The organism is Cypionkella psychrotolerans (assembly GCF_001294535.1).
Lineage (GTDB): Bacteria > Pseudomonadota > Alphaproteobacteria > Rhodobacterales > Rhodobacteraceae > Cypionkella > Cypionkella psychrotolerans.
This window is the reverse complement of sequence record NZ_LGIC01000063.1, coordinates 1-13,064: the sequence shown is the minus strand read 5'-3', so window position 1 is coordinate 13,064 and position 13,064 is coordinate 1. Positions and strand designations below refer to the sequence as shown.

Genomic DNA, 13,064 nt, shown 5'->3' with positions numbered 1-13,064 from the left:
ATCTGGGCCCTTATCCCTGCTAGACGCGCCAAACGCCAAGCCCTGTTGGGGCTGATGTCTTCGCCCATGTCGCACAGATCATCATGCAACTTGCGGTATCCATAGACCTCGCCGCTGTCATCCCAAGCCTGCTTCAACAGCACCGTTTGGCGCTGATCCTCCAGCGCACGCTGACAAAAAGGTTCACGCAGCCATGCATAGAAGCCGCTCGGATGAACGGCCAGCATCCGGCACATATCCCTGACGGCAAAGATTGGCCGGTGTTCGGCGATAAACGCATACCTCACCGGGATTCCCTGGCGAAGTATGCGGTCGCCTTTTTTAGGATGTCCCGTTCCTCCGTGACCCGCAGCAGATCTCGCTTCAACCGGCGGATCTCATCAGCTTGCGCATCGACCTCTTGGATCACCTTTGCGGGCCGCGAAAACTGCTTCTGCCATGTGTAGATCGACTTGGTGCTGACCCCCAATCGCTCGGCCACCTCGCGCACCGGGTAGCCCCGATCCTCGACCTGTGCGACCGCATCGCGCTTGAACTCATCTGTGAATTTGTTCGTGGACATATCGTCCTCCTTGCTTCCAAAATTACCAAGCAAGGCGTCTACAAATCTAGGGGCTATTCAGTTCCAGAACCGCGCTCGCAGGCCCGGCAGCACGACGAACCAATCGTTCAGGTCATGCTGGCGGAACAGGGAAAGGCAGGCGTCGACATCCTCGCTGTCATAAATCGGCTCCACACGGTCGCGATTGCGCCGTGCAGCACGGCGATTGAACTGCTCGACCTCGATTTCCTGGATATGGGCGCTGTCGGGCAGCATGACTCCGGCGAGGTCGGTCGTGGCAGGGGTGGCGTGGATGGTGCCGGTGAATCCGTGCCGCACCAGTTTCGGCAGAAGGCCTGAATGGTCGATATGCGCATGGCTGAGGATTACGGCAGCGATGGCTTTGGGGGCAAAGGGAAAGGGGCGGTAGTTCAGCTCCTTTTCGGTTTTCGACCCCTGGAACATGCCGCAGTCGATCAGGATCTGACCCTGATCGGTTTCCAGCCGAAAGCAGGAACCGGTGACGGCACCCGCGGCACCGTGGAAGGTCAGGCGAGGATGCGGCATGTGGGGTTGTCCTCTCGCAGTGGGGTGATGCCCTGTCATGTCTGGAACACATAGGAGCCTGGCGCTGGACCGAGGAGCGGAAGGCCGTTTTCCGGTGCACCCACAGCGGGTAAAGGGACCAAACCGCTGCTCATGGCGCGCAACCAGCCCTGCCATTCCGGCCACCACGAACCCTGCCGTGAACAGGCCTTCGCCAACCAGTCTTCCGGCCCGACATAGAAGGCCCCAGCCGGACGATGTGCGCTGCGATAGCTGCTTCGTGGATTGCCCGGCTCGTTGACGATGCCGCTGTTGTGGCCGCCACTGGTCAGCACAAAGGTCAGTTCGCAGTCGGTAAACAACTGTGTCTTGTAGACCGACTTCCAAGGGGCGATGTGGTCTGTCTCGGTCGCGATGACGAACATCGGGACCGAGATATCCTTCAGCGCGATAACCCGTCCCTCGACAGCAAAACGCCCTGCCGTCAGGCGGTTTTCCAGAAAAAGCCCGCGCAGATACTGCGAATGCATCCGCGCGGGCATCCGCGTGGTGTCGGCCACCCAGACGCCCATGTCGGTCGGCAGATCATCCCGGCCAAGGAAGTAGCGCCGCACCGCCCGCGACCAGATCAGATCCTCGGACCGGATGGTGGAGAAGGTCCGCGCCATCTGCGGCCGGTCGAGATAGCCCTGGTCCCACATCATGTCCTCAAGGAAAGCGACTTGGCTTTCATCGACGAACAGCAGCAGTTCCCCCGCTTCGGCGAAATCCACCTGCGCGGCCATCAAGGTCACGCTTGCCAGCCGATCGTCACCCTCGCGCGCCATGGTCGCGGAGGTGATCGCAAGGATCGTTCCCCCAAGACAATAGCCGACAGCATGGACCTTGCGGCCCGGCTCGATCACATTGACCGCGTCCAGCGCCGCCATCACCCCTGTCTTGCGATAGTCCTCCAGCGACAAATCGGCTTGGTCTCCCGTCGGATTGCACCATGAGATCATGAATACCGTGAACCCCTGGCCCACAAGGTAGTTCACCATCGAATTGTGCGGCGACAGATCGAGGATGTAGTACTTCATGATCCATGCCGGAACGATCAGGATCGGCTCTGACTGCACCTGCTCGGTCTGGGGCGCATACTGGATCAATTCGAACAGCTCGTTGCGGAACACGACCGCGCCCGGTGTGCAGGCCAGATCCTGCCCGACCTGAAACCCTTCCGGCGCGGGGTCATGGGTCTGTGTCAGGGTCTTGAATATGTCCTGTGCAAAATGTGCAGCACCTTCTATCAGATTTCGCCCGCCCGTGGCGAAAGTTGCCGCGATGATCTCGGGGTTGAGCGCGGGGAAGTTCGCTGGTGAAACAGTGTCGAGCGCCTGTCGCGCCATGAACCGGGTTCGGTCGGCATTTTCTGGCCGCAGTCCGCGCAGATGATCAGTCGCTTGGTCCCACCAGTCCTGCACGGCAAGAAATCCCCGCTGCCACATAAGAAATGGCGGGTTCTTCCACCCCGGATGATCAAAGCGATGATCGAAAGGTTTTGGAGTAAACGGCGGCGCAGCATCGGGGCTGAGCGTGGTCGTCAGGCCCATCAATTTCAGGGCGCTCTGCTGGGCAAGTTCAGCAAGTTCAAGCTGACGTCCGGGCGATTCAGTCATGTGGAACGTCCAATCGGTCCACGCCTCGATGAAGGCATGGGTCGAAACACCCCCGCTCAACCGCGCCATCGCCGCCCGAACGCCACGATCAAGATTCTGATGAGGATGTTCCATCCGCGAAGCACCGAGCCCCTTTGCCAATGCTGAAACCGGGCCAGGGTCGATTGGCATCGTCACCAATGATGTCGGCACGGTATTCTCAGGTTTGTTGGTCATCAGAAAGCCATCCGACAAAGGGTCCGAGCAAGCAGTCTTCCGAGCGGACAGCCCGGGTGGAAATTGCTCAAGTCTGAGCAAGACGGCCCAAATCTCATACAAAGTAGATAGCCCGTGCCAAGTTCTGTGACCTTGATCCAGAACAAGTGACCGACAGTTGCTCCATGGCACGTTGTGTTCAAATGCAAGCACCGTGGCGCAAGATTGGCGCTGTTGCGCTTCTGTGGTTGCCGTCCTGGAAGCAAGAAGAATCTGACCTTTGGGCGAGATCGAGTGCGGTCTTCTGTCAGGCCTCAGTTTGCGGCGCGGTTAAAGGCCGCGGGCCGATATGGTGATCAGCGTGATCGGGTCCAAATCTGTTCAGCGAGCTTATGGTCTCGTAGCCCCTAGGTGTTTGATCCCACAGTTTGATGGTGCGATCCTTTCTCAGGAATGGAAGGAAGCAACATGGGACAGGTTCGTCACGGGAGCGCCACGATCCCGTTGCCCGGTAGGTGAATGCATGCATTCACCGAGAGGGGCGCACGCCGTCAGAGCAGCAATACAGCGATCACAAGCTTCGCTCGCGCAGCTGAGGCGGGAACTGGGCATCAACCCCAAGACGGTGCCGAAGTGGCGCAAGCGCGCGACGGTCGAGGATATGAAGACCGGGCCGTCGGAGCCGCGGTCCGGTATACAGCTTGGGCAGCTTATCAAGGGTCGCAGTCATGGCAGCAAGATCCATCCTTGTCATGGCACATCACCTGTTCCAGCCAATTTCGAAACTGATAGTGACCCCGTTCCGGCGCCATACACAAACCATACAGCCTATGCGCGGCACCCATCGCAAGCGCCAAACTGTCTGGCCTCGGCGCTGCATCAATTTTGGCAGTACGTTCTAGGTGTTCAGTCCCGGCATTTGATGGATCGGGTTTAGGGTGAACCTTTCAGGCTCGATTGTCCATTGTTTGCAGATGAACTCGTAAGGCGTGAGGCCTTTGAGGGTCTTCAGTCTTCGCCCGAAATTGTAGGCGCTGATGAAGTTGGCCAGGTGCTTTCGCAGTTGGTCGTGGTCGTCGTAGTGGAAGCGTTTGACCGTCGCTTCTTTGATCGTCCGATTCATCCGTTCAACCTGGCCATTGGTCCAAGGGTGTCTGATCTTGGTAAGCCGGTGGTCGATCTCATGCTCTCGGCAGACACGATCAAAGATGTGCTCGAAGGCATAAATGTGCCGGTCATGATTGGTGAACTGGATTCCATTATCGGTCAGAACGATGTGGAGCCTGTAGGGCACGGCTGCGATAAGATTACGCAGAAACGCCGCGGCGGCCATTTTCCCGGCCTTCTGGTGTAGTTCCACGAAAGCGAATTTGGAGGTGCGGTCGATGGCAACGAAGAGATACAGCTTGCCTTCGGCCGTCTGAACCTCAGCAATATCAACGTGGAAGTAGCCGAGCGGATAGGCCTTGAACTTCCTCTTCGCAGGCTTGTCGCCCTCGACCTCGGGCAGACGACTGATATCGTGTCGTTGAAGGCAGCGGTGCAAGGATGATCAGCTCAGGTGTGGGATCGAAGGCTGCAATGAATAGAGGCAATCATCCAGCGGCAGCAGCGTGTGCCGCCGGAACGCGACGATGATCGCCTCTTCATCAGGCGTCAGCACTGTCGACTTGGCGTCCCTCGGCCCGATAGGCAGATCGGCGACCGACGACCGCTTGCGCCACTTGGCAACGGTCTTCTGATTGATCCCGTAACGCGCCGACAGTGCCCTCAGGCTCTCTTCACTATTTTGTATTGCTCGACGGATTGCCTCTGTCGTGGTGGCGCTCCCGTGAAGAATCTGTCCCACAATGCCTCCTTCCATTCCAAGGAAAAGATTGCACCATCAAACTCCGGGATCAAACACCTAGTTGCTGCGAGAAACGCCCACAGTCGCGATGCCACTAAGTCAAGGAAATCCCGATCCCGATGTGGGATGTGATCTCCGCCAAAATACAGCACATTGATATGCTCACCACAATGACGGGCGTCGGCGATGTCCACGCTTTACACTTATGTCGCCCCAATCCTGCAAAGTGAAAGTGGTGCGTCGGATGGCTTCACCACGCTGGTGCTGGTGCTGATCGGTCTTGGCTTTGATGTAGGCAACTGGCTGGGCGGGCGCATGGCCGATTGGTCGCTAAATGGAGCCACCGTAATCTTCATGGCGGCGCTTGCGGTGATTATGCTGGCGATGCCGTTCTTGATTGCCACTCAGGTTGGGGCTGCGATCACCATGGCGTTGTGGGGGGCTGCTGCCTTCGCCTTGGTGCGGCCCGTGCAGATGCGGGTGATGTCGGCGGCGCATGAGGCGCCGGGTCTGGCCTCATCAATCAACGTCGGCGCCTTCAATCTGGGCAATGCCGTGGGGGCTGCCTTGGGTGGCGCGGTGATCGGCCTGAACTTTGGCTATGCGGCGGTTCCTGCAGCCAGCGGTATGATAGCGGTTGCCGGGCTGGCGCTGGTTTGGCTTGGGCGTCAACGCGCCACCACCACTCTTGCAGAGTGCGAGGCGTAGCGGCAGGCGGAAGTGCAGAACACGATGCTCTGCACTTCGCACGAAAGACCGGGCATCATCTCGCCCTACAGATGCCGCCCACCCGGCCATTTACGGCTTTCGGCCACCGCGCAGCTGTGCGACGCTTGCTGCGTTGGGCGACGCGAAAACCCTGAGTGCCCCAAGTCTGCAGCCCGCGTGAAAAACCATGCGGAGCAACGGTATCATTCAGACGGATCTCCGTCGCTGCGGCTTAGCTTGCCTTGCGTAGTGATCGGGTGTTTCCATGCTAGGAGAACATTTTGCGAAACATCTATAACGTGGTCTTGGCCATCATCTTTGCAGCATTTGGCATCATTCTGGTGTTGGGCGGCGGATGGTTGCTGACCTTGGGTGGCAGCCCTTACTACGTCTTGGCGGGGATTGGCTTCTTGGCCACCGGCGTATTGCTGATCCGCAAGCGCCATGCGGCTTTGGCGGTTTATGCGCTGACACTGTGCGGCACGCTGGTCTGGGCCGTCTGGGAAATTGGCTTTGATTGGTGGCAGCTTGCCCCGCGCGGCGGCGTTCCAGTGTTGCTTGGCTTGCTGCTGTTGGTGCCTTCCGCTTGGAAGAACTTGAAAACTGACATGCCCCCCCACGATGCCCGCACGCTTTCCTAAGGCCTTGGGCGGTGTCGTCGTCGCATCTGTTGCCGTAGCGGGTTATGCGATGTTTCAGGACCCCTCTGCGATCCAAGGCGAGTTGACCAAGGACGTGGCCCAACCGATGCACACAGCGGTAAACACCGGCAATGAGGCAGGCGATGGCGAATGGCACCAGTATGGCCGTACCAGCTTTGGCCAACGCTGGTCGCCGCAAGATCAAATCACACCGGCGAATGTGAAAGACCTTGTGCTCGCATGGCAATATCAGACCGGTGACGTGAAGCGCCCGGAGGACGTTGGTGAGACCACCTATCAGGTGACTCCGATCAAGATCGGCGACAACCTTTACGTCTGCACTCCGCACAACATTGCAATCTCGCTGAATGCTAAGACTGGCCAAGAGAACTGGCGGTTTGACGCGAATTCCGGCATGAATCCGGATCGTCAGCACCAGACCTGTCGGGGCGTGACGTGGTGGGAGGCCCCCGCCACTGTGGCAGCCACTGCGACATCAGAGGAAACCGCCCTACACACCAGAGCGCTGGCGGAATGTCCGCGCCGAGTCTATCTGCCGACTGCTGACGCGCGTTTGATCGCGCTGAACGCCGACACCGGCAAGCCATGCAGCTTTTTCGGCGATCAAGGCACCCTGCATCTGGAGCAGGGGATGGAGTATAATCCGGCGGGTTACTATTATTCCACCTCGCCGCCGGTTGCCACAGCAGGCAAGATCATTGTCGGCGGCGCTGTAAACGACAACTTCTCCACCAAAGAGCCTTCGGGCGTCATCCGCGCATTTGATATCGATTCCGGCAAGCTTTTGTGGAACTGGGACAGCGGAAATCCGGACGTGACCACCCCGATTGATGTAACGGCAGGTGCGCGTTACACCACCAACTCGCCCAACAGCTGGTCGGTGTTCAGCTATGACGAGTCCTTGGGGCTGGTCTATTTACCGATGGGCAACCGGGTGCCTGATCAGTTGGGTTATGACCGCACGCCAGAAGTGGAGAAATTCTCGTCCTCTATCGTGGCGCTGGATATCGCCACCGGCAAATTGCGTTGGGTGCGCCAGACCGTGCACCACGACCTGTGGGATATGGACGTGCCAGCCCAGCCGGTGCTGATCGACCTGACCCGCGATGGCGCAGTGATCCCCGCCCTTGTTGGCCCCACCAAACAAGGTGACATCTGGGTGCTGGATCGTCGCACGGGCGAGCCTTTGTCACCGCGCGAAGAACTGCCCGCGCCGGGCGGAGCGATCCCCGAAGATTGGACCTCGCCCACCCAGCCTATCAGCAAGCTCACTCTCCGACCCAAGACGCTTGTTGAAGCAAACATGTGGGGCGTCACGATGTTTGATCAACTGTCCTGCCGGATCAAATTCCGCTCACTAGATTATGAGGGTCAATACACCCCGCCGACGCTGAAAGGCTCGATCGTCTATCCCGGCAATTTCGGTACCTTTAACTGGGGATCGGTCGCGGTGGACCCAGAACGTCAGGTGATGTTCGGCATGCCGACCTATCTGCCGTTCACCTCGCGTCTGGTGCCTGCTTCAGAGATTCCACCCAAGGGCGATGAAAAGGCCAGCGAACAGGGCCTGAACCGCAATGATGGCACGGCTTACGGCGTCGTGATGGGACCGTTCCTGTCAGCACTTGGCGTGCCTTGCACAGCTCCGCCATGGGGCTTTGTGGCTGGGGCCGATCTGCGGGGCGAAAATTTGGTGTGGAAGCACAAGAATGGCACCGTGCGCGACATGTCTCCTCTGCCGCTGAAGATCAAGCTGGGGGTTCCCGGCATTGGCGGGCCGATGACCACACGTTCGGGTCTGGCTTTCCTTGGAGCAGCGGTCGATGACTACTTTCGCGCCTATGATGTAACGACAGGCGCGCAGTTGTGGGAGACCCGTCTGCCCGCTGGCGGTCAATCCACGCCGATGACTTACGCTGTGGATGACAAGCAATATGTAGTGATCGTAGCGGGTGGACATGGATCGGTCGGCACCAAGCCCGGCGATTACATCATGGCCTATACTCTGCCCTAACCCGGCACCGACGCACACCATGGCGTCGATTTGACTCACGCAAGCAAGTAGCGGCTATCCACCCACTTTGAGACCACGAAAGTGACGAGCTTTTCCAACTGGATACGGGCACTCTGGTCAAACTGTTTAGCCGCACGATGCGGTTTAATGTGAGCATTCACGACGGCAGTTTCAGTCAGCCCAGGCGAGAGCATCGTCAACCTCACGCCACAGGTTTGAAAGCCTGCGGCGTGAGCGCCTGTTTGCGCCGCTTGGCCGCCGAGAGCGATGACAGCGCAAAGGCCAGCGCCGAATAGCCGATTGCCAGCGCGATCTGCGTCTTGATCGCCGCCGCCACATCACGCGGGTGGCCCCATCTGATCCACCGCGACAAAAGCAGATATGGCCGAGGACGAAGGCACAAGCAGTGACAGCTTGTGCAGCGGTGCTGGGATCATCTCGATAGACCAGGAAATGCCGGAGAGAAAAAACAGCGGCATCCCCATGACCACCAAGAAGAACACCACTCCCTCGCGCCAAGGTATCGCCGCCGCAAGGGCAAAACCCATCGCGATGCAGGCACAGATAAACGGCACCGCGATCAGCAGCAGGGTGGCCAGATCGCCCATGCGCGGAATGCCATAAAGATAGGGGAGCAAGATCTGGGTAAAGCCCACCCACAAAAGATAAAGCGCAAGATATGCCAGCACTGTCGCCGCAAGATGCCGCCCCGAAGGCAACCTGCGCCCCGGGTGCAGCAAGCCCATCCCCATCAGCAGCGTCTGCTGCAAGATCAGCACAAACGCGGCGGGCACCACATAACTGGCATAGCCGCCTTGCGGATTATAGAGCGCGATGCTTGTGACTGTCAGCGGCGCCAGCGCCGCGCGGGCTAGAGACCCGAGACCCGGTTATGGCGCTTCGTTCCCAAAATGCTATGGCGTCCAGTTCGCCGAGCAGCTCCGGAACCACAACACCATCTACTCCCGGCCGATGCGCTTGGACATGATCTGCCAGGCCAACGGCATCGAGCACCGGCTGACCAAGCCCAACCACCCTTGGACGAACGGCCAGATCGAGCGAATGCTTCTCGGTGTTTGAAGGCAAACACCTGTCAGCCAACGGAACCGGACGATCAAGGACGCGACCGTGAAACGGTTCCACTACGAAAACCACAATCCTCCGCGAACACACCTCGCCGACTTCCTGGCGGCATACGACTTCGCGCGAAGGCTGAAGACACTGAACGGCCTCACGCCCTATGAATACATCTGCAAAATCCGGACATTAGAGCCGGATCGATTCATCCTAAAACCGATCCACCAGATGCCGGGGCTGAACACCTAGGGTCAAAACCAACAACTTAAGGTTGCTTTTTCGCCTACATATAGAGTCAACATCCGCTTAGCGTGTAAAAAAAAAGCGCGCACCAAGACCTGTTTTATGCTACTCTGGAAGGGCGCAGCTCGGCTGCTGGGGTGGATAACGCTTGCCGTCGTCGGTGGACGTAGGCTGCTGGCACCTTGCCACCCGCGTTGCATTGTTTTGGACTCCGCAGCGAATCAAAAACCTTCAATAAGTATTTTGGAGTAAAAATAATGCCAGTTATTCCTGGATCTGACGGGCCGGACACTCTCTACGGCGGTGCAGACAACGATACCCTCTACGGTTATGGCGACAACGATTACCTTGGCGGCGATGCAGGCAACGATACGATCTACGGCGGCAATGGCAATGACACGCTGTCTGGCGATGCCGACAACGATAGCCTCTACGGCGGCGACGGTGACGATACGGGCTATGGCGGCGCCGAGAATGATATGCTGTCTGGCGGCATTGGCAATGATAGCCTTTACGGCGGCGTCGGCGACGATACAATCTATGGCTGGACTGGCAACGACACGCTGTATGGCGGCGCCGGCAACGATAGCCTCTTCGGCGGTGCCGACAACGATACGATCCATGGATGGACCGGCAATGACACGCTGTCTGGCGGCACCGGCAACGATAATCTCAACGGCGACGCCGACAACGATACTATCTATGGCGGCGAGGGCAGCGATACGGCTTACGGCGGCACCGGCGACGATACGGTTTATGGCGGCTCTGGCAACGACCTGCTCTTGGGCTGGATCGGCAATGACTCGCTGTCTGGCGGCGTCGGCAACGATAGTGTCCACGGCGGCTACGGCCATGACACGATCTATGGCGATGTCGGCAACGATAACATCTACGGCGGAGCCGGCAACGATACGGCCTATGGCGGCGACGGCAAGGACACGCTGCTTGGCGGAGTCGGCAACGATAGCCTCTACGGCGGCGCCGACAACGATAAGGTCTATGGCTGGACCGGCAATGACACACTGTCTGGCAGCACCGGCAACGATAGCCTCTACGGCGGCCTGGGCAACGATACGATCTATGGCGGCGACGGCAGCGATACGGCCTACGGCGGTGCCGGTGCCGATACGGTCTACGGCGGCACCGGCAACGATTTGCTTGACGGCTGGACCGGCAATGACTCGCTGTCTGGCGGCACCGGCAACGATAGACTCTACGGTGGCCTAGGCGATGACACGCTGTCTGGCGGCGCAGACAACGATAACCTCTTTGGCGGCGGCGGCAACGATGTTGTCTATGGCGGCGACGGCAGCGATACGGCCTACGGCGGCTTCGGCACCGATACCCTCTACGGCGGCGACGGCAACGATAGCCTCTCCGGCGGCGCTGGCAGCGACACGCTGTCGGGCGGTGCCGGCACAGACGTGCTGACCGGCGGTGCGGGGGCGGATGTGTTCGTGTTCAACGCGGCGATCGGGGTGGCGAACAGCGATCAGATCACCGGCTATGTCTCGGCAGATGATCTGATCCAACTGGAAGACGCGGTGTTTACAGCGCTGACACCAGGCGCGCTGGCGTCGGAGAATTTTGCCGCCAACCTCACGGGGCTTGCAGAGCGGGCCACCGACCACATCATCTATGAAACCGACACCGGCAATCTCTTCTATGACGCGGACGGGGTCGGCGGTGCCGCCGGCGAGGTGTTTGCCAATGTCGGGGCCAATCGGGCTGGCTTCGGTGTGGATGAGTTCCTGATCATTTGATCCAGATCGCGGCATCCCGCCGCGCGCTGCGGCCGACGCTGAAAAATGGGGCGGGCCGTCGGGCTGACCCCATTTTTTGGGCTGCCCCACAACCCCGGGCGCCGCGCGGCCATCAACCAGAGAGATCTTACTGTCTCCGGGATCGTGCCTCTGATCGGCGCTTGGCTACCCTCTTTCGGTGACGCTGCTGCAGTTGGCCGACAACGCCGATCTGTCAATGTTGGGCGATATCGTGCGCAACGGTCTGATTCCAAAACGAGTTCGTATGTCACAAGCCCTGCAACGGACGCTTCGGGAAAAGGCCGTGCATTGCCTTTCGCTGTTCCGGAGTGAAAGCAACGATACGTCACCGAAAGCCGCAATTGCCTGGACCGAAGATGCTTTGGCCCTGCACCCTGCCCTCATCATGCTCTTGTCAGACCCAATGTTTGTGCCAAGACACTTGTGCGAGGTTCTGCCGGAACCAATCCGCGTGCCCTCGCTGTCACGGGAAGTGATCGTGTTTGCCCTGACGAAAAGCCATTCGTAAGCGGTGCTCCTGACGTGCCACTGATATTTCATCCAGCCACGACCGGAGCCCATTGGTCCTTTACGCCTGTCGGCGCGGTTTGAGCAATCGCCCGGCGCGCGGAACTTTCATCGCGTGCAGCGGGTCGGGCGATTGCGGTGCTCAGGTGCAGGGCGAAGCCTGCTGGTGTCTGGTAGCCGAGGGCGGAGTGGGGCCGCGCGGTATTGTAGTCGGTGACCCAGGCCGCAATCAGATCTCGGGCATGGACGAGGTTGCGAAACAGCGTCTCGTTCAGAAACTCGTCCCGCATTCTGCCGTTGAAGCTTTCGACAAAGCCATTCTGCATTGGCTTTCCCGGTGCGATGTAGTGCCATTCTACCTTCTGCTCCGCGCACCACTTCAGGATCGCGTTTGAAGTCAGTTCCGTCCCATTATCGCTGACGATCAACCCTGGGCGACCGCGTCTTTCGATCAGTGTCGCCAGTTCTCGCGCAACGCGGCGGCCTGAAATCGAGGTATCCGGGACCGCTGCGAGGCATTCCCGCGTAACGTCATCCACCACATTCAAAATGCGGAAACGCCGTCCGCAGGCGAACTGATCGTGCACGAAGTCCAGCGATCCCGTTGCCCGGCAACGGTTTGCCCGCAAACCGTGAGAGGGAGCGGGCGTTTGCGCGGGCTTCAATCAGGATCGGCGCGCGTGTGCCAATGGCTTTGCGCCGCGCTTTGCGTTTACGGACGGTTAACCCCTCTTCGCTGTAGAGCCGGTAAATGCGGTTGATGCCCGAAGGTTCGCCTTCGCGCCTGAGCAAGATGAACAGACGTCGATACCCGAACCGACGCCGTTCATTGGCCAGATCCCGCAACCGGCCCCGCAACGCCGTATCCGGTGCACGCGGCGATTGATAGCGGACCATCTTCCGGTCCGCCCCAGCTATCTGACACGCCCGCCGTTCCGACAGCCCGAAAAAGCCCTTCAGATGCGCGACAGCCTCGCGCTTCACGACGGGCGTCACCATTTTTCTGACAGCAGATCTTTCATCGCCGCCATGTCCAGCATCTGCTCGGCCAGCCGCCGCTTCAGCTTCGCGTTCTCGTCCTCAAGCGCCTTCAGCCGCTTGGCCTCCGACACCGTCATGCCAGAATACTTCGCCTTCCAAGCATAAAAAGTGCCTTCCGACATGCCATGCTTGCGGCACAGATCAGCACACTTTGCGCCTGCCTCGTGCTCATGCAGAATCCCAATGATCTGCTCTTCCGTTCGTATCGTTCGCTTCATCGTCCGTCCCTTCCCTGGCTC

Annotated in this window: 9 protein-coding genes and 5 pseudogenes; 7 read left to right on the top strand and 7 right to left on the bottom strand. The window is 59.3% G+C overall.

Annotated features, from left to right (window positions below):
* The 3 genes and pseudogenes from AKV04_RS27175 to AKV04_RS13055 all read right to left on the bottom strand — a co-directional run.
* Window positions 1-562: pseudogene (locus tag AKV04_RS27175) on the bottom strand (transposase); the annotation flags it as partial.
* Window positions 563-619: 57 nt separating this feature from the next.
* Window positions 620-1,108 carry an MBL fold metallo-hydrolase gene (locus tag AKV04_RS13060; protein ID WP_054006865.1) on the bottom strand — a complete coding sequence of 163 codons (489 nt, stop codon included), beginning with the start codon at window positions 1,106-1,108 and terminating at the stop codon, window positions 620-622.
* 35 nt (window positions 1,109-1,143) lie between these two features.
* Window positions 1,144-2,961 (bottom strand): PHA/PHB synthase family protein, encoded by a 1,818-nt coding sequence (locus AKV04_RS13055; RefSeq protein ID WP_082351637.1) that lies wholly within the window; start codon window positions 2,959-2,961, stop codon window positions 1,144-1,146.
* Window positions 2,962-3,463: 502 nt separating this feature from the next.
* Here AKV04_RS13055 and AKV04_RS27985 point away from each other — a divergent pair.
* Window positions 3,464-3,637: pseudogene (locus AKV04_RS27985) on the top strand (IS481 family transposase); the annotation flags it as partial.
* A gap of 201 nt (window positions 3,638-3,838) precedes the next feature.
* Here the strand turns inward: AKV04_RS27985 and AKV04_RS13050 are convergent.
* A pseudogene (locus tag AKV04_RS13050) lies at window positions 3,839-4,789 on the bottom strand (IS481 family transposase).
* Window positions 4,790-4,975: 186 nt separating this feature from the next.
* On the opposite strand from AKV04_RS13050, the gene AKV04_RS13045 reads away from it, so the two are divergent.
* The 3 genes from AKV04_RS13045 (at window position 4,976) to AKV04_RS13035 (ending at window position 8,173) form a co-directional block, all read left to right on the top strand.
* Window positions 4,976-5,497, top strand: a complete 522-nt coding sequence (locus tag AKV04_RS13045) for an MFS transporter (RefSeq protein ID WP_202905617.1) — start codon at window positions 4,976-4,978, stop codon at window positions 5,495-5,497.
* A 281-nt stretch (window positions 5,498-5,778) separates the two neighbouring features.
* Window positions 5,779-6,138: a hypothetical protein gene (locus AKV04_RS27170; RefSeq protein WP_054006864.1), complete on the top strand. Its 360-nt coding sequence runs from the start codon at window positions 5,779-5,781 to the stop codon at window positions 6,136-6,138.
* Window positions 6,119-8,173 (top strand): membrane-bound PQQ-dependent dehydrogenase, glucose/quinate/shikimate family, encoded by a 2,055-nt coding sequence (locus AKV04_RS13035; RefSeq protein ID WP_235815638.1) that lies wholly within the window; start codon window positions 6,119-6,121, stop codon window positions 8,171-8,173. Before AKV04_RS27170 ends, AKV04_RS13035 begins: the two co-directional genes overlap by 20 nt.
* 202 nt (window positions 8,174-8,375) lie before the next feature.
* Here AKV04_RS13035 and AKV04_RS27575 read toward each other — a convergent pair whose 3' ends face one another.
* Both AKV04_RS27575 and AKV04_RS13030 read right to left on the bottom strand, forming a co-directional pair.
* The gene (locus AKV04_RS27575) at window positions 8,376-8,510 is read right to left on the bottom strand and encodes a hypothetical protein (RefSeq protein WP_268871796.1); all 135 of its coding nucleotides are present in this window, start codon (window positions 8,508-8,510) and stop codon (window positions 8,376-8,378) included.
* Window position 8,511: 1 nt separating this feature from the next.
* Window positions 8,512-9,033, bottom strand: a complete 522-nt coding sequence (locus tag AKV04_RS13030) for an ABC transporter permease (RefSeq protein ID WP_156317523.1) — start codon at window positions 9,031-9,033, stop codon at window positions 8,512-8,514.
* Window positions 9,034-9,091: 58 nt separating this feature from the next.
* Between AKV04_RS13030 and AKV04_RS13025 the strand changes: the two are divergent.
* The 3 genes and pseudogenes from AKV04_RS13025 to AKV04_RS13015 all read left to right on the top strand — a co-directional run.
* A pseudogene (locus tag AKV04_RS13025) lies at window positions 9,092-9,499 on the top strand (IS481 family transposase); the annotation flags it as partial.
* A gap of 251 nt (window positions 9,500-9,750) precedes the next feature.
* Window positions 9,751-11,256 carry a calcium-binding protein gene (locus AKV04_RS13020; RefSeq protein ID WP_054006862.1) on the top strand — a complete coding sequence of 502 codons (1,506 nt, stop codon included), beginning with the start codon at window positions 9,751-9,753 and terminating at the stop codon, window positions 11,254-11,256.
* Window positions 11,257-11,449: 193 nt separating this feature from the next.
* Window positions 11,450-11,785, top strand: a complete 336-nt coding sequence (locus AKV04_RS13015; protein WP_156317522.1) for a hypothetical protein — start codon at window positions 11,450-11,452, stop codon at window positions 11,783-11,785.
* Between the two features lie 28 nt (window positions 11,786-11,813).
* Here AKV04_RS13015 and AKV04_RS13010 read toward each other — a convergent pair.
* A pseudogene (locus AKV04_RS13010) lies at window positions 11,814-13,043 on the bottom strand (IS3 family transposase).
* Window positions 13,044-13,064 lie beyond the last annotated feature (21 nt).